The sequence below is a fragment of the Cellulomonas sp. genome (assembly GCF_036279715.1).
Classification (GTDB): domain Bacteria; phylum Actinomycetota; class Actinomycetes; order Actinomycetales; family Cellulomonadaceae; genus Cellulomonas_A.
The window spans coordinates 1-16,289 of sequence record NZ_DASUIR010000008.1 but is presented as its reverse complement, the minus strand read 5'-3'; the positions used below and the strand labels follow the sequence as shown (position 1 = coordinate 16,289).

17 protein-coding genes are annotated in these 16,289 nt (G+C 69.9%); 10 read left to right on the top strand and 7 right to left on the bottom strand.

The window, feature by feature from the left end:
- Positions 1-83 precede the first annotated feature (83 nt).
- Together VFW79_RS00795 and VFW79_RS00790 are read right to left on the bottom strand one after the other, a co-directional pair.
- On the bottom strand, positions 84-644 hold the full coding sequence (locus VFW79_RS00795; RefSeq protein ID WP_329675416.1) for a GGDEF domain-containing protein: 561 nt from the start codon (positions 642-644) through the stop codon (positions 84-86).
- Positions 645-707: 63 nt separating this feature from the next.
- Positions 708-1,727 (bottom strand): LLM class flavin-dependent oxidoreductase, encoded by a 1,020-nt coding sequence (locus tag VFW79_RS00790; protein WP_329675415.1) that lies wholly within the window; start codon positions 1,725-1,727, stop codon positions 708-710.
- Positions 1,728-1,828: 101 nt separating this feature from the next.
- On the opposite strand from VFW79_RS00790, the gene VFW79_RS00785 reads away from it, so the two are divergent.
- The 3 genes from VFW79_RS00785 to VFW79_RS00775 are packed head-to-tail and all read left to right on the top strand — an operon-like array spanning position 1,829 to position 3,720.
- Positions 1,829-2,683 (top strand): hypothetical protein, encoded by an 855-nt coding sequence (locus VFW79_RS00785; protein WP_329675414.1) that lies wholly within the window; start codon positions 1,829-1,831, stop codon positions 2,681-2,683.
- 10 nt (positions 2,684-2,693) lie between these two features.
- Positions 2,694-3,074, top strand: a complete 381-nt coding sequence (locus tag VFW79_RS00780) for a hypothetical protein (protein WP_329675413.1) — start codon at positions 2,694-2,696, stop codon at positions 3,072-3,074.
- A gap of 19 nt (positions 3,075-3,093) precedes the next feature.
- A complete protein-coding gene (locus VFW79_RS00775) occupies positions 3,094-3,720 on the top strand; it encodes a class I SAM-dependent methyltransferase (protein ID WP_329675412.1) in 627 nt (208 codons plus the stop codon).
- A 72-nt stretch (positions 3,721-3,792) separates the two neighbouring features.
- Here VFW79_RS00775 and VFW79_RS00770 read toward each other — a convergent pair whose 3' ends face one another.
- Positions 3,793-4,287, bottom strand: coding sequence for an FBP domain-containing protein (locus VFW79_RS00770; protein WP_329675411.1), 495 nt, complete (start codon positions 4,285-4,287; stop codon positions 3,793-3,795).
- Positions 4,288-4,855: 568 nt separating this feature from the next.
- Between VFW79_RS00770 and VFW79_RS00765 the strand changes: the two genes are divergently transcribed.
- Together VFW79_RS00765 and adhP are read left to right on the top strand one after the other, a co-directional pair.
- Entirely contained in the window at positions 4,856-6,256 is a 1,401-nt protein-coding gene (locus VFW79_RS00765; RefSeq protein WP_329675410.1) for a GAF domain-containing protein, read from the top strand.
- 261 nt (positions 6,257-6,517) lie between these two features.
- Positions 6,518-7,528 (top strand): alcohol dehydrogenase AdhP, encoded by a 1,011-nt coding sequence (adhP, locus tag VFW79_RS00760; protein WP_329675417.1) that lies wholly within the window; start codon positions 6,518-6,520, stop codon positions 7,526-7,528.
- Between the two features lie 60 nt (positions 7,529-7,588).
- On the opposite strand, the gene VFW79_RS00755 is transcribed toward adhP, so the two are convergent.
- Complete coding sequence (locus tag VFW79_RS00755; protein WP_329675409.1) at positions 7,589-8,059, bottom strand: GatB/YqeY domain-containing protein; 471 nt, start codon at positions 8,057-8,059, stop codon at positions 7,589-7,591.
- Positions 8,060-8,278: 219 nt separating this feature from the next.
- Here VFW79_RS00755 and VFW79_RS00750 point away from each other — a divergent pair, with 219 nt between their 5' ends.
- Positions 8,279-8,695, top strand: a complete 417-nt coding sequence (locus tag VFW79_RS00750) for a transferase (RefSeq protein ID WP_329675408.1) — start codon at positions 8,279-8,281, stop codon at positions 8,693-8,695.
- A 91-nt stretch (positions 8,696-8,786) separates the two neighbouring features.
- On the opposite strand, the gene VFW79_RS00745 is transcribed toward VFW79_RS00750, so the two are convergent.
- Positions 8,787-9,872, bottom strand: a complete 1,086-nt coding sequence (locus VFW79_RS00745) for a LacI family DNA-binding transcriptional regulator (RefSeq protein WP_329675407.1) — start codon at positions 9,870-9,872, stop codon at positions 8,787-8,789.
- 141 nt (positions 9,873-10,013) lie between these two features.
- On the opposite strand from VFW79_RS00745, the gene VFW79_RS00740 reads away from it, so the two are divergent.
- The 4 genes from VFW79_RS00740 (at position 10,014) to VFW79_RS00725 (ending at position 15,168) form a co-directional block, all read left to right on the top strand.
- Positions 10,014-11,651 carry a GH39 family glycosyl hydrolase gene (locus tag VFW79_RS00740; RefSeq protein ID WP_329675406.1) on the top strand — a complete coding sequence of 546 codons (1,638 nt, stop codon included), beginning with the start codon at positions 10,014-10,016 and terminating at the stop codon, positions 11,649-11,651.
- Between the two features lie 32 nt (positions 11,652-11,683).
- On the top strand, positions 11,684-13,012 hold the full coding sequence (locus VFW79_RS00735) for an extracellular solute-binding protein (RefSeq protein ID WP_329675405.1): 1,329 nt from the start codon (positions 11,684-11,686) through the stop codon (positions 13,010-13,012).
- Between the two features lie 81 nt (positions 13,013-13,093).
- The gene (locus VFW79_RS00730) at positions 13,094-14,242 is read left to right on the top strand and encodes a sugar ABC transporter permease (protein WP_329675404.1); all 1,149 of its coding nucleotides are present in this window, start codon (positions 13,094-13,096) and stop codon (positions 14,240-14,242) included.
- On the top strand, positions 14,239-15,168 hold the full coding sequence (locus tag VFW79_RS00725) for a carbohydrate ABC transporter permease (RefSeq protein ID WP_329675403.1): 930 nt from the start codon (positions 14,239-14,241) through the stop codon (positions 15,166-15,168). The genes VFW79_RS00730 and VFW79_RS00725 overlap by 4 nt, the downstream gene beginning before the upstream one ends.
- Positions 15,169-15,241: 73 nt before the next feature.
- On the opposite strand, the gene VFW79_RS00720 is transcribed toward VFW79_RS00725, so the two are convergent.
- Both VFW79_RS00720 and VFW79_RS00715 read right to left on the bottom strand, forming a co-directional pair.
- On the bottom strand, positions 15,242-15,703 hold the full coding sequence (locus tag VFW79_RS00720) for a hypothetical protein (protein ID WP_329675402.1): 462 nt from the start codon (positions 15,701-15,703) through the stop codon (positions 15,242-15,244).
- Positions 15,704-15,814: 111 nt separating this feature from the next.
- The coding region (locus tag VFW79_RS00715) for a M24 family metallopeptidase (protein ID WP_329675401.1) at positions 15,815-16,289 on the bottom strand (475 nt) is incomplete at its 5' end.

Here is a 16,289-nt window from a genome sequence, read left to right as displayed (position 1 = left end):
GTGCAATCTCAGATCCAGACGGGTGCGATGGGGCGAGCTCCTTCAACCGAGGCGTAGCTTCGCCATATGGGCAGGGGGTGACTTCACCCACGCTCGACTGAGTCGGGGTCAAAGACGACCACGCGGTCGCCACCGGCCGCTTTGGCGGCGTAGAGGGCGTCGTCGGCATCTCGCAGAACGTCATCGATATTCTGACCGGCCTTGGCGATGGTGACCCCGACGCTGAGTTTCGGATTCAGTGTGCTCCCCCGGAACTCCAGCGGTGCGGAGGCCGCCTCGCGGATTTTGGAGGCGATGCATTCCGCGTCGGTCAGGTGGTGGACCCCGTCGAGGATGACAGCGAATTCATCGCCCCCGACACGGGCAACCGTGTCACTGTCACGCACAGAACTGGTGATGCGTCTTCCGATAGCGACCAGGAGCGCGTCCCCGGCGGCGTGCCCGAGGCTGTCATTGACTGCTTTGAAGGCGTCCACGTCGCAGTACAGAACGGCCAGCCGGGTCCCGGTCCGGGTCTTCCGGGCCAAGGCAGCTTCAAGGAGGTTGGCGAGCTCACCGCGGTTCAGTAGTCCGGTCATCTGGTCGTGTCCGGCCCGGTAGGCCATCTGCGCGGCCGCGTGGCGCGTCTGGGTGATGTCCTGCATCTGGGCGGTTCGCGGACTCTGAACGCTACGGGTGGCAGGTGGCTCTCCGGGTCGCCGTTGACCTCAGCGCCAGCCGAGCTCCGGTGCCACGTACCGCAGGACGCTGTCGATGAGCTGCGCGTTGAAGTCCACGCCGAGCTGGTTGGGGATCGTCAGCAGGAGCGTGTCGGCTGCCGCGATCGCCTCGTCCTCGGCGAGGGCCGCGACGAGCTCGTCGGGCTCCCCGGCGTACGTGCGTCCGAACCGCGCGGAGCCGCCCTCGAGCTGCCCGACCTGGTCCTGGCTGTCGGCGGCGCCGCCGAAGTACGCGCGGTCCAGGTCGCTGACGATCGGGAAGATGCTCCGGCTGACCGAGACCCGCGGCTCGCGCTGGTGGCCGGCGGCCGTCCAGGCGTCCCGGAACCGTTGGATCTGCTCGGCCTGGAGCTGGTGGAACGGGACGCCGGTGTCCTCGGTGAGGAGCGTCGAGCTCATGAGGTTCATGCCCTGCAGGGCCGTCCACTCGGCCGTGGCGCGCGACCCGGCACCCCACCAGATCCGGTCGGAGAGGCCGGGGGAGTAGGGCTCGATGCGCAGCAGGCCGGGCGGGTTGGGGAACATGGGCCGGGGACTGGGCTGGGCGAACCCCTGGCCTTTGATCACCTCGAGGAACGCACGGGTGTGCTCCCGGGCCATCGCCGCGTGGTCGGACCCGTCGGCGGGCACGTAGCCGAAGTACCGGAACCCGTCGACCACCTGCTCCGGTGAGCCCCGGCTGATCCCCAGCTGGAGCCGCCCGCCGGCGATCAGATCGGCCGCCCCGGCGTCCTCGGCCATGTACAGCGGGTTCTCGTAGCGCATGTCGATCACGCCGGTGCCGATCTCGATCCGGCTCGTCCGGGCGCCGATCGCTGCCAGCAGGGGGAAGGGCGAGCCGAGCTGCCGGGCGAAGTGGTGGACGCGGAAGTAGGCGCCGTCGCCCCCGAGCTCCTCGACGGCGACCGCCAGCTCGATGGACTGCAGGAGCGCGTCGGACGCCGAGCGCGTCTGCGACTGCGGCGACGGCGTCCAGTGGCCGAAGGAGAGGAAACCGATCTTCTTCATCTGCTGCTCCTGGGTCGCGTGGCGTCGTCCATCGAACCACGATTCCCCTGCCTAGGACCTTTGCACCCTGCACGGCGGGCGGACGCCGACAGGCTGGGCCCATGGCGGCACAGACGACGTCCCCCGCACCTTCCGCGCACCCCCCGACACCCGGTGGCCACCGACGTGCGGCGACGTGGTGGGCCGTGTCCGCCGCGGGCGCCGCCGTCGCGTTCGTCGCCAGCGGGATCGGGCTCGCGGCCGTCGACGGGATCTACGGCCGGGAGACCACGGCGTTCATCGACCAGGCGATCGCCCAGGACCTCGTCAACCTGGTCATCGCCGCGCCCGCCACGCTGCTGCTCGCGTGGCTCGCCTGGCGGGGGTCGATGCGGGCGGGGCTCCTGTGGACCGGCGTGCTCACCTTCACCGCGTACAACTACGCCATCTACACGATGTCGATCCACGTCGGCCCGCGCTTCCTGGCGTGGGTGGCTGTGCTCGGGCTGACGTTCTGGTCGCTCGTTGGCGGGCTGCGGGCTCTGCGTCCGACCGCCGTGGCCGCGGAGCTGGCCGCCGCGCCGCGTCGCGTCGTCGGCTGGTACCTCGTCGTCGTCGCCGCCGCGTTCACGCTGCTGTGGCTCTCGGACGTGGTGCCGGCCATGATCGAGGGCCGAATCCCGAAGGGCGCGCTCGAACTCGCCCTGCCGTCCAACCCGGTGCACGTGCTGGACCTGGCGATCTTCCTGCCCGCCGTGATCGCCATCGGGCGCCTGGTGCTGCTGCGTCGGCCGACCGGGCTCATGCTCGCCCCGGCCGCGTTGGTCTTCCTCGTGATGACCGGCCTGCCGATCCTCGTCACACCATTCGTCACTGCGGCGCGCGGAGGTGAGCCGGCGTGGGCGGTCATGGGGCCGGTCGGGGTGATCACGGCCGTGGGGGTCGGCGTCCTGGTCGCGCTGCTGCGTCGGCGGTAGGTTCCCCACTGTGAGCGCAACGACGGAGGAACGCATCGCCCGGCGCTGGGACGGACGCGCGGACCGGGACGCGCAGGCCTACCTGGTCCGAGCCGCCGGGTGGACCCGGCGCATCGTCTGGGTCGTCGTCGCCGACTTCGCCGTGGCGGCAGCGATCCTGCTCACCGGCCCACTGGATGTCGGTCGGCTGATCGCCGTCTGTGCGGTGCCGTTCGTCGCGTCGGGGGTGGGGACCTACCTGATCTTCCGTCGGTCCCGCGAGTTCCGAGGCGCCGCCTCGATCGTCTCGAGTCGCGAGGGTCTGCCGACCGGCACGTACCTCGACTTCCGTGGCGTCACGGGGTTCGATCGGAGCCTCGCCGCAGCGAGGTCGCGCCCCGCGGCGCACTGACCGCAGGATCGAGGAACCGGTGGCCCGACGACACGCACGGTTGGTCCGCTACTGGGACGACGAGGCCGCCCGCTACGAGGAGACCACAGCCCCGGTCGAGCGTCGCTACCTCGCCGACAGCCGGCGCTGGGTGGGTCAGCGGGCCGCCGGATCCACCCTCGAGCTGGCCGTCGGCACGGGCCTGAACTTCCCGTACTACCCCGTGACCGTGAGCCTCACCGGGGTCGACTGGAGTCCGCTGATGGTGCAGGCGGCCGAGCGGCGCGCTCGCGGCATGCCGCGACCGATCGCCCTGACCACGGCGGATGCCATGGCTCTGCCCTTCGCTGACGACCAGTTCGACACCGTCGTCTGCACCTTCGCGCTGTGCTGCATCCCCGACGAACGGGCCGCGCTCACCGAAGCGATCCGGGTGCTCAGGCCAGGTGGCAACCTGCTGCTCGCCGACCACGTCGTGGCGTCCAACCTCGCACTGCGCGCGCTGGAGCACCTGCTGGAGCTGGTGACCATCCCCCTGCAGGGCGAGCACTACACCCGACGTCCGCTGAACACAGTCCGGGACCTCGGCCTGCCGATCGTCGACACCGAGCGACTGACCCACGGTGCGATCGAGCGCGTCCACGCCCGCAAGCCGGCCGCTGGGTGACCCGCGGGTCTGTGCGGGGCTCGTGACGGAGCGCGGCGATGCCGGGTCTCCGGCATCGCCGCGCCGGCCGGCTCAGGCCTCCAGCAGGACCGAGCGGGCGAACCGCTGCGAGCGCTCGCGCAGGCCCTCGATGCGGCGCTGCACCAGTCCGGCGGGATCGAGGCCCGCCTCGACGATCGTCGGCGTGCGCCGCACGTTGCGCGAGCACTCGAAGCTCGTGCAGATCAGCGTGCCGATCGTGTCGCCGTTGCGACCGGACGCCCCGGCGCGGCGCGCGACGTACATCGACGCGTCGTTCGTCGCGTTCACGTCCTCGCACCACGCGCACATCGCCCGACGCCGCGCCGGCACGACCTCGGGGGTGCGCAGCGTCACGCCGACGAGCGTCTCGTCGACGGTCAGGACCACATAGGCACGCAGCGGGGCCCTGCGGTCGATCCACCCGAGGTAGTCGAGGTGGTCCCAGCGGAGGTCGCTCAGGTCCAGGGGCAGGCTCAGCTGGGCGGCCTCGCGCTTCGAACAGTTCACGAAGGACGCGCGGATCTGCTTCTCGGTCAGGGGGTTCATGGTGGTCGGCTCTCGTGCGATCGGAAGCGCCAGTAGCCGTCGCGCCTGGAGCCTCGACGGAGGTCGACAGCGCAGATGCGGGCGAGTGGTGGCGCGGGAACAGGAGGTGCTCGCCGAGGTGTGCCGATCATCCGTCGGACCGGGTGGTCCGACGGATGTGTCGCCGTGAGGCGTCAGGCGTTCTGGGCGGGCGTCCGGGCCACGCCTGGGCAGGCCTGGACGGCCGCCCCGCTTCCCTGCTGCATCGTTGTGAGCTCCGCGCTCGATGGCCGTCGGCTCGTCCGACGGCGCAACACTGTGTCCATGATGCGATCGGACCGCGCAGCAGAGCAAACGAGGGGCCGCGCCGGACATGAGCGTCTACCCACGGTTGACGGCGTGCAGAAGCGGTATCCGCGGGCCATAGTGTTGGACGGCAGTGGTTCGCGCCCGCCGCGGACCCCGGCCTGGTGACGGGAATTCCCAGCCGTCGACCTGAACTGGCATCTCCCGGGTCTATCCTGCCGACGTGGGCGTGCGTCCTCGCCGCGCACCAACCAGTTGACAGCGCCGTCAGGGGGCAGTCGAGGTGACCAGAAGAGACCGCGCACGGGTCGCCTGGCCCGCAGGAGCAGATCCCGACGAGCTCGCGTCGCGACTGCGCGCGGCGCACGAGGACTTCATGGTGCGAGACCTCGCAGCCGATCCCCTCGGCGAGGTCATCCAGGAGCGTCATCGTGCGGTGCGCCGGGAGGTCATGGACTCCTGGATGCGCAGCAGGTCCGGCGGCGTCGACCCCGAGCGGAGTCTTCCACCGACCGACTTCAGCACGACCGACCTGCGTGCCTACCGGAGCGAGCACGTCCTCGCGCCGCTCATGCCGATCGTGCGACGCCTCCTGATCGACGGCACGGTCTCCGACGGCATGATCGTGGCCCTCACGGACGACTCCGGTCACCTGCTGTGGGTCGAGGGCGACCACGTCGTCCGGCGTGAGGTCGAGCGCATCGGCTTCGTCGAGGGGGCTCGGTGGGCCGAGCAGGACACGGGCACCAGCGCGCCCGGCATGGCGCTCGCGACCGGTCACGAGATGCAGATCTTCGCCGCGGAGCACTTCACCAGGGCCGTCCACCCGTGGAGCTGCACGGCGGCGCCCGTGCACGACCCCCGAACGGGTCGGGTGCTCGGCGTGCTGGACATCACGGGTCGGGCCCCCGCGGCGTCGCCCCTCATGCTGTCGCTCGTGCGGGCGACGGTGGCCGCGATGGAGTCCGCGCTCACGGTCCGGGAGCTGCGGTCGCACGCCACGCCGCGGCGGCCGGACAAGCCACGCCCGCAGCCCGGATGCCGGCTCGAGGTCCTGGGGACGTCAACGCCGGTGCTGACGTGTGCGGGCGCGCAGCAGACGGTCACGTTGCGTCACGCCGAGCTCTTGCTCCTCCTGGGCCGACACCCCTCAGGGCTGACGGGCGACGAGATCGCCGCGCTGCTCTACGACGGCAGCGCGTCGTCCGTGACGGTGCGCGCCGAGATCTCGCGCCTGCGGCGCTGCGTCGGCACGATGCTGACCGAGTCGCGGCCCTACCGGCTCGCGGTCCCGCTCCGCACCGACATCGACGACGTGCGCGAGCACCTCGCGCGCGGTGACGTCCTCGCGGCGCTCCACGCCTACCCCGGTCCTGTCCTGCGGCGCTCGGAGGCGCCCGCCGTCGTCGCCCTCCGGGACGAGCTCGCGGGCGAGGTGCATGCGGCGGTGATCCGGACCCAGGACCCGCGTGTCCTCGAGGAGTGGACGCGGCGCGACGACGGGTCCGCCGACTGGGCGGCGTGGCGACGGCTGCTCTCGCTGCTACCGGCGGGGAGCCCCGCGTCGATCCGCGCACGCGCGCACGCGGAGGCGCTCGACCGCGAGCTGCGAGCACCGCAGCCGATCGCCCACCGGGCGGCACGCACCCCCGGACTCCCGCGCATGGGCGGCCGGCTCGTCTGACGTCTGTCGCCGTCCGCCACCGACGTCCGGCAGTGCAACGGTCGTGCAACGTACCTAGGCTTAGCGTTCTGCACGTTGAGGGTCGCAACGACGCGGCTCCCTGGGTTGCCGACGATGCCGGCAGGCCAAGGACCTGCTGGTGTCGTACTCCGCCCAGAAGCTCGGCTTCTTCTGAGCCCGTATGCGCCCACAGCTGGGGGTGCGGACGGCGCACCTGACGACGTCACGATCAACAACAACCAGGAGAGCGCGATGCCGACCATGAAGGCAGCAGTTGTCAGGGAGTTCGGGAAGGCCCTCGCCGTCGAGGACGTCGTCGTCCCCACGCCGGGTCCCGGTCAGGCGCTGGTCAAGCTCATCAGCACCGGCGTGTGTCACACGGACCTGCACGCCGCCCAGGGGGACTGGCCGGTGAAGCCCAGTCCTCCGTTCATCCCGGGCCACGAGGGTGTCGGCACGGTCGTCGCGCTCGGCGAGGGAGTGACGGATCTCGCGGTCGGTCAGCTCGTCGGGAACGCGTGGCTCTGGTCCGCATGCGGGACCTGCCAGTACTGCCGCACCGGCTGGGAGACGCTGTGCGAGCAGCAGCAGAACGGCGGGTACAGCGTCGACGGCTCGTTCGGCGAGTACATGCTCGTGGACTCGCGCTTCGCTGCGCGGATCCCGGCGGGCGCCGACCTCGACGAGGTGTCGCCCGTGCTGTGCGCCGGTGTCACCGTCTACAAAGGGCTCAAGATGACCGAGGCCCGACCCGGCGAGTGGGTCGTCATCTCGGGCATCGGCGGCCTCGGGCACATCGCCGTGCAGTACGCGAAGGCGATGGGTCTGCGCGTGGCCGCGGTCGACATCGCCGACGACAAGCTCGCCCTCGCCACGAAGCACGGCGCCGAGCTGGTCGTCAACGCGCTCGAGCAGGACCCGGCCGAGGTCATCCAGCGGGAGATCGGCGGCGCGCACGGAGTCCTCGTGACGGCCGTGCACCCGTCGGCGTTCGGGCAGGCGATCGGCATGGCTCGGCGCGGCGGGACCATCGTCTTCAACGGGCTGCCCCCGGGGGACTTCCCCGCGTCGATCTTCGAGATCGTGCTGAAGGGGCTCACGGTCCGCGGGTCGATCGTCGGCACGCGACAGGACCTCGAGGAGGCCCTGGACTTCTACGCCCGCGGGCTCATCCACCCGACGGTGTCCACCCGTCGGCTCGACGAGATCAACACGATCTTCGACGAGATGAAGCACGGCACGATCGATGGTCGGGTTGTCATCCGGTACTGAGATCTGACCGTTCCGAAGGCTGGCCCGCGGACGATGCCGACGTCCGCGGGCACGCCGTCGTCAAGCCCCGGCAACGCCCGTCAGCGCGCTCCGCACCCGGTCTGACAGCGCCTTGCCGTCGAGCCGACCCACGCCGGCCGCGGAGGCGGTCGCGACCTTCATCACCGTGCCCATGTCCTTGAGCGTCGTGGCGCCGGTCGCGGCGATGGCGTCGGCGACGATCGCGTCGAGCTGCTCGGTGCTGACAACCGGAGGCAGGTAGGACTCGATGAGGTCCGCCTCGGAGGTCTCGGTCGCGGCCCGCTCGGTGGCGCCCGCGGTCGCGTAGATCTGCGCACTCTCGCGACGCTTCTTCACCTCGGCGCCCAGGACGGCCTGGACCTGGTCCTCGGTGAGCTCGCGGGCGACGGTCCCGGCCTTCTCCGCAGTGCGCACCGCGGCGATCACCTGGCGCAGGGTGTTCGTCTGGAACGCCGTGCGGGCCTTCATCGAAGCGGTCAGGTCAGCGGTCAGACGCTCGAGTGTGGTCATGCCTCCATCGTCCTCCACCGACGACCGCTCGGTCCCACGACAGGTGCTTGCTGGTCGGTTCGTTCGGCGGGAGCCGGCGAGCGCCACAGAGACGAGACCGAGATGGAGTGAGCGCACCGTTGAATCATGCCCATGCCGAGAGCGCAGTGACGTGGCGTGGAATCTCACCTCGGGGTAGCACGTTATGTCAGCCAGACGACACTGTGGAGAAGGAGTTGCATGGCAGCGAAGGTCGAATTCGAGAACGACGACGGGCAGGTCGTGCACTACGTGCGCCACGTCAACGGCGGCGGACTGGTCTCGCCATCAGCCCGGGTGCATGAAGGCGCGTCGGTAGCGCCCACGGCCTATGTCGAGGCCGGCGCGCGAGTGGGTGACCGCTCGCGCATCGGCGAGGGCAGCTGGCTGGACCACGACGTGCTCGTGGGGGAGGACGTGCTGGTCGACAGGAACGTCCATCTCGGGCCGCGCACCCGCGTGCACAACGGTGCGCGGATCGGTGCCGGAGCCCGGATCGGGTCCGACGTGGTCGTCGGGAGCGGCGCTCGGTTGCCCGCCGACGCCATCGTCCCGGACGGCACTGTCGTGCGTCGTGGCGCACGGTCGGGCCGGTCGGACTTCGGGATCGCGGCATAGCGGCGGTTGCCTGCGACCGGGCCCGGATACGACGGTCGTGCGTGCGGGCCCCGTGAGCAGGGCATGAGCCTCGCCGGGCCAAGGTGCGACCTCAGTGAGGCGCCGCGCCGGTGCTGGCCCGGACCGTCAGTGACGTGGCCAGCTCGACGTGCCGTGACGTGGGGTGGCGCCCCTCCGCCATCGCGAGGACGGTCTCGACCGCCATCCGTCCCATGCCCTCGAGGTGCTGATGGACGGTGGTCAGCGGTGGCGTCGTCCACGCGGCCTGCGGCGTGTCGTCGAAGCCCATGACGCTGAGCTCGTCCGGCACCCGGATGCCGAGCGCGTGAGCCGTGGCCAGCACGCCGACGGCGATCTCGTCGTCGGCGGCCATGATCGCCGTGGGCGGGTTCGTCGAGGTCAGGAGCTCGCGCGCGCGCCGCGCGCCCAGGGCCACGTCGAACTGGCCCGACCGGATCAGGGTCGGGTCGATCTCCAGCCCGGCGGCGTCGAGCGCCGCCTCGTAGCCGTAGAGGCGGTCGCGGGCGGCACTGGAGGCCTCGGGGCCGCCGATCCACGCGATGCGCCGGTGCCCGAGGCCGATAAGGTGCTCCGTCGCGGTGCGCGCGCCGGCCCAGTTGCTCGACCCGACGCTCACCATGCGACGGTGGCGCGTGTCCACCGGGTCGACGATGACGAAGGGGAGGCTCGCGTCGCTCGCGGCGTGGATGAGCCCGTCGGGCTCCGAGAGCGTGAGCCCGATGATGCCGACGACGCCGACGGCACGCTGGTCGGCGATCCACTCACGGGCGACGGACCGTTGTGTGCGTGAGGCACGCTCAGGGGCCAGCCGCGTGAGCAGATCGACGTGCCCGTCGGTGGCCGAGGCCAGCACGCCCTGGAGGACGCCGAGGATGTACGGCGAGGCCGGGATGTCGAAGACGACGGCGAGCGCCCGCCGCGCCGAGGTCGGACCAGGGGCCGTCGTCGGCCGGTAGCCGAGCTCGGTGACGGCGGCGAGGACGCGCTCGCGGGTCTCTGCCGAGACGTCGTCGCGGCCGTTGAGCGCTTTGGAGACGGTCGACTTGGAGACGCCGGAGGCCGCGGCGACGTCCGTCAGGGTGGCCCGCCGCAAGGCCCAATCACGTGACATGAGGCTCCTCAGACCGAAACTATTTCGATGATACACGACGTTCATCAAGCGAGCGTGATCAATTCCACCACCTGTCTAGCGCTCGGAGCGATCAGGCCTTACGCTCAAGCCACGATACACGTTGCGAAACTGTTTCGGAACGCGGAGGCTGCATCGGAGCCGCCCTGCTGACCAATGGAGGTCCTCATGTCGGTCGACGTATCGCCGTCAACGCTACAGATCGATGGTCGCTCCTCGACCGATCTGCCGTTGCGGCACGTCTGGAACGAGTGCCTCGGCGCTGGGCGGGCCAACGAGGCGCTGCGCGTCGACTGGCAGAACCACTTCCGCGAGGCCGTTGAGGTCCTGGGGGCCCGCTACGTCCGGTTCCACGGCGTCTTCCACGACGACATGTTCGTCTACCGCGCCTCGGACGGTGGCGGCTTCGGCTCACCCACCCGTCTGGAGAAGCCGGTCTACACCTACGCCTACGTCGACAAGGTCTTCGACGCGATCCTCGCCGCCGGCGCCCGCCCGTTCGTCGAGCTCGGCTTCATGCCCCGCGAGCTCGCGACGCAGACCGAGACGCTCTTCTGGTGGAAGGCGCACTGCAGCCCGCCCAATGACATGGGCGCCTGGGTCGCGCTCGTCACGACGACCGTCAACCACTGGATCGAGCGCTACGGCCTCGACGAGGTGCGCCGCTGGCCGTTCGAGGTGTGGAACGAGCCGAACCTCGTGCCCCACTTCTGGACCGGGACGAAGTCCGAGTACTTCCAGCTCTACGAGGCCACCGTCAGGGCCATCAAGGGGATCGACGCCGACCTCAGGGTCGGGGGACCCTCGTCGTCCGTGTTCGTCCCCGACGCCCGGTACGACGGCGAGTCCCACGACAGGTCCGTCGAGGCCACGACCGCCGAGGCGCCCGACCCCGACGCACTGCCGTGGAAGCCGGTGTGGATCCACGAGCTCATCGAGTACTGCGCCGAGCGCGACCTCCCGATCGACTTCCTCTCCACGCACCTGTACCCGACGGACTACGCGTTCGACACCCAGGGCGTCGGACGTCCGATCAGCCGCAATCGCGACGCGACGATGAACGACCTCGAGCTGCTGCGCACGATCATCGCCGAGAGCCCATACCCGGACGCCGAGCTGCACATCACGGAGTGGTCGACGTCGCCCTCGAGCCGCGACCACATGCACGACACGGTGTTCGCCGCGACGTACATCGCACGCGCGTTCCTGCAGTGCCAGGGCCTGGCTGAGTCGATCTCCTACTGGACGTTCACCGACGTCTTCGAGGAGGGCGGCGGCGGTATCGGCCCGTTCCACGGCGGCTTCGGCTTCGTGAACGAGCACGGCATCCACAAGCCCACGTTCCATGCGATGGCGATGCTGAACCGCCTCGGCCACTCGATCGCCCTGCAGACCGAGCACGGCGTCATCACGCGCACGGCCGACGACGCCGTCGCAGCCGTGTTCTTCAACTACCCGGACTCGATGGGCACGAGGTCGGTCGGCAGCGCGAACAGCTACGCCGACGCCCGTCGCCACGCCGGCGAGGGCCCCGCCCGCCGCATCACCCACACCGTCGCGGGCCTGAGCGCCGGTGCCGTGTACGACGTCGAAGTCCTCGACTGGGAGCACGGCAACGTCGCCGAGGCGTGGCACCAGAGGGGTGAGCCGCTCAACCTCTCGCGCCAGGACGTCATCGACCTCACGAAGGTCGCCGACGACCTCGACCGCCACACCCTCACGGTCGACGTTCTCGGCGTCCTCACGATCGACCTCGAGCTGCCCGCCTGGGCGGTCGCCTCGATCACTCGTACCACCACGCACTGAACCCACCAAGGAAGCACGAAAGGGACCTCATGATGACGATCACCAGGAAGTCTGCCGGAGCGGCAGCGTTCACTGCGGTGGCGGCCCTTGCCCTCGCCGCCTGCGGAGGTAGCGCCACCGGTGTCAGCACCGGTGGCAGCACGGCCGCGGCACCGAGCGAGGACAACAAGCCGAAGCAGCTCACGGTTGCGGCGTGGATGGACTTCCCGCAGGAGCTGCTCGACTCCTTCGAGAAGGAGTACGGCATCAAGGTCGTCGTGAACGCGTTCCCCGACGGCGCCTCGGCGCAGACCGTACTGCGCAACGGCCTCGCAGCCGACGGCGCTGGCCTGTCGGACGTCCACCTCGTCGAGCTCGACTGGTGGACCGAGATGATGGCCATCCCCGAGGACTGGGTCGAGCTCCCCGCGATCCCGGGTCGCTGGGTCGACTGGAAGGTCCGGCAGGGCTCGGTCGACGGCAAGATCACGGGCTACGGCACCGACATCGGGCCGCTCGGCATCGCCTTCAACCAGAACATGACCGAGGCCGCTGGTGTGGCCACAGACCCCGAGTCGTTCGGTGAGTTCATCGGGGGTGACAACGCCACGTGGCAGACGTTCCTCGACGCCGGCCGCAAGTACGTCGCGACCAGCGACAACTACTTCATCGACTCGCTGACCAACGCCTTCCAGGCGGCGATCAACCTGCGCCCGGCCGCCTTCGAGGACCCGAAGTCGGGCCTGCCGTACGACCTGGCGGCCAACACCGAGGTCAAGGACCTCTTCATGATGTTCGCCGATGCGGCCCAGGACGGTATCTCCGCGGGCATCGCCATCGGTCACGCCGACTGGGGCGCCGGATTCCAGAACAAGCAGTGGGCCACCGTCGTCACCCCCGCCTGGATGACCGGGATCATCGCCGACAACGCCGACGGCATCGACGGCTGGCGCATCGCCAGCGCTTTCCCCGACGGCGGCGGCAACTGGGGCGGCTCCTTCTTCGCCGTCCCCGCCACGGGCAAGAACACCGCGTGGGCCGTCAAGCTCTCCGACTACCTGACCTCGTCGGACGCTGCGGTCGCGTGGTTCAACACCACCGGCCAGTTCCCCTCGCAGCTCGAAGCCATGGCCAGCCCCAAGATCTCCGAGGCCGCGAACGAGTTCTACGGCGGACAGCGCGTCGGCAAGATCTACGGCGACCTGGCGGCTGCCGCCGGCGACGCTGCCGCCGGTGGCTTTCGTGGTGAGAACTTCGCGGGCATCCAGACGCTGGTCACGGACGGCATCCGGCTCGTCGAATCCGGCGCCGCGACCCCTCAGGACGCCTGGAGCTCCGTGGTCGCCAACTTCGATGCCCTGGGCTTCAAGACCGCCAGCTGATCGCTGACGCGGCTCGGCCCTCGCAGCTCGTCCGAGGGCCGGGCCGCGTCAACCAGACGAGCTTCACGGAAGGCGCCACACATGGCATCCAGTTCAGCGGCACTGCGCGCATCGCGCCGCGTGGGGTGGGGGCAGCGGCTGTCCCGGTGGGACATCAAGATCTCGCCCTACCTGTACATCTCCCCGTTCTTCATCCTGTTCGCGATCTTCGGGGCGTTCCCGCTCGTGTTCAACGTGGTCGTCGCACTCCACGACTGGCACCGCCGTGCCGGCATGGGCGACTTCGTGGGGCTCGACAACTTCACGTGGGTCCTGCGGCAGCCGCTGTTCTGGCGTTCGCTCGAGAACACCTTCTCGATCTTCCTGTGGGGCGCGATCCCGCAGCTGGTCCTCGCGCTCCTCATCGCGGCGATCCTCGACCAGAACCTGCGTGCCAGGACGTTCTGGCGCATGAGCGTGCTCGTGCCCTTCGTCGTGATGCCGGTGGCCACGTCGATGATCTTCGGTCAGGTCTTCGGCCAGTTCGGCCTCCTGGTGCCCAACCTCCAGGACCTTGGTCTGCTGACCCACGTCGGCTCGCCGTTCTTCCAGGACCGCCTGCTGTCGCACATCGCCATCGGCTCGATGGTCGTCTTCCGGTGGACGGGCTACAACGCCCTGATCCTCCTCGCCGCCATGCAGGCGGTGCCACGTGAGCTCTACGAGGCATCCACGGTCGACGGCGCGAGCCGAGCCCGCCAGTTCTTCTCGGTCACGATCCCGAGCATCCGCCCGACGATGATCTTCGTGATCCTCACCATGACCGTCGGTGGCCTGCAGATCTTCGACGAGGTCCGGATGTTCGACGGCGGTGGGACCGGCGGCGGGAACGGTGGCGCCGACAACCAGTGGACCACCGTGGTGCTGTACCTCTACAACCTCGGCTTCGGTGACTGGCAGGACCGACTGGGCCAGGCCGCGGCAGTCGGATGGATCTTCGCCGGCATCATCGGCCTCCTGTCGTTGGTCAACTTCATGCTCACCCGCTCGATCTCGTCGTCGAGCACGAAGACGACCCGCGTCTCGAAGGCGCAGCGCAACGCCGTCATCGCCACGGCGCGGGCGGGCGCGGCGGAGTCGGCGCGCAAGGCCCGCGAGGCCGGGGTTCCCACCATCCTCGGCCGCACGACGACGTCTGACGAACCGCGAACGGCTCATGCCGTCGAGCTCGAGGAAGGAGCGAACCGATGAACACGGGTCTGATCGAGAACACTGCCGGGCGGGGCGCCGCCAGGTTCGCGAAGAAGCGTGCTGCGACGGGCCGGCCCATCCGGGCGCACAACGCGTCGAGCCGCAGGCCCGGCGGGGTCACCTACGCGATCCTGACGTTCGTCTTCGTCGTGTCGGTCTTTCCGCTGTACGCGTCGGCGATGTACGGCTCATCGACCACCCAGGAGGTCGCACGAGCTGTGGGCACCCTGCCGACGTGGTTCCCGACCCTCACGCTCCTCGGGAACTTCAGGGAGGTCTTCGCCGCATCTCAGTTCAACTTCTGGACTGCGTTCGCCAACTCGGTCCTCGTCGCTGTCGCGGTCACGGCCTCGACGGTGTTCTTCTCGACGCTCGCCGGGTTCAGCTTCGCGAAGCTGAGCTTCCGGGGCCGTCAGGCGCTCTACCTCGCGGTCATCGCCACCCTGGCGATCCCCGCTCAGATCGGCACCATCCCGATGTTCGTCATGATGAACGACTTCGGGTGGATCGACTCGCTCCTGGCTCTGACCGTCCCGGTCCTGGTCAGCGCCTTCGGTGTGTTCTGGATGACGCAGTACCTCCAGTCGGCACTGCCGTTCGAGCTCGTCGAGGCAGCGCGCGTCGATGGGGCGTCGATGATCCGCACCTTCTGGTCGATCGCGATGCCCGCGGCTCGCCCTGCCGCCGCGACGCTGGCGCTGTTCACCTTCGTCGGCTCGTGGAACAGCTTCTTCTGGCCGTCGGTGGTGATGCGCTCGCAGCTGACCATGCCGCTCGTCGTCCCGCAGCTGCGGGGCGCGTTCACGACCGACACGGGCCTGGTCATGTCGGGCGTCTTCCTCGTTGCGGCACCGCTGCTGATCGTGTTCGTCTTCGCCGGCAAGCAGCTCGTCTCCGGCGTCATGGCCGGCGCGGTCAAGGGCTGACGTCGCCTCGCCGGCTGGCCGGGAGGCGGCCCGGTCGTTGGCCCCAACGTCATGACCTTCGCCGCGCAGTACCTCACAGCGGTCGCGCGGACGGTCCTGCTGCCGACGACCGGTCAGCGACGCGATCCAGCCATTCCTCGAGCAGGCCGCTCTCGCTCGGGGTGAAGATGGCGAGCTCGGGCAGCGCTGCGCGGAGGGTGACGGCCGCGGCGACCGGTCCCGATTGCGCGGCTGGGTCGGGGTCGGGGTCGGTGAGGATCGCCGCACACACCGCGTCCCAGGCGAGGTCCGCGAGTCCCGGGTCGCGCAGGTGCTCGGGCTGGTCGATGAGGGCGAAGACGACCCCCGTTCCGGCGGCGTGGATCAGCTGGACAGCGCGCTGCTCGGACACGCGAAGGCGGCCGGCGCGAGCCACCTGGAGGACCCGGTTCCGTAGCACGTCGGCACCCGCCTCGACGGCGGAGCGCCCGTCGGGCGTCTGCATCGCGGTGTGCATCAGCCGGAACAGCGCTGGATTCGCGAGCCCGAACCCCACGTGCAGATCCCACCCGGCGTGCAGGGCGGCGACCGGCCGTACGTGCCGTGGTTCTTGCGGCGCAACGAGGTCGTGCACGACGCGCGTTGGCTGGACAGTGCCTGAAACACCTCACGAGTGCGCGAGCTTCGACAAGGTGAGGATGTCGGCTCCGTCGTCGGTGATGGCGATGGTGTGCTCGCTGTGTGCTGTCCGGCACCCTGTCGCGCTGCGGAGCGTCCACCCGTCCGCATCGGTGACGAGCTCGGCGGTGTTCGCCATGACCCACGGCTCCAGTGCGAGCAGCAGCCCGGGGCGCAGCGTGTACCCACGGCCGGGCCGTCCGGTGTTGGCGACGTGCGGGTCCTGGTGCATCGTCGATCCGATGCCATGACCTCCGAACTCGGTGTTGATCGGATACCCCGCCGCGCTGAGGACCGAGCCGATGGCATGGGAGATGTCGCCGATGCGAGCTCCGGGCCCGGCAGCCGCGATGCCTGCGCTCAGTGCGCGCTCGGTTGCGCTGATCATCGCGACGCTCTCCGGGGGCTGTGAGCTGCCCACGATGAAGCTGATGGCCGAGTCGGCAGCGACTCCGCCGAGGGAG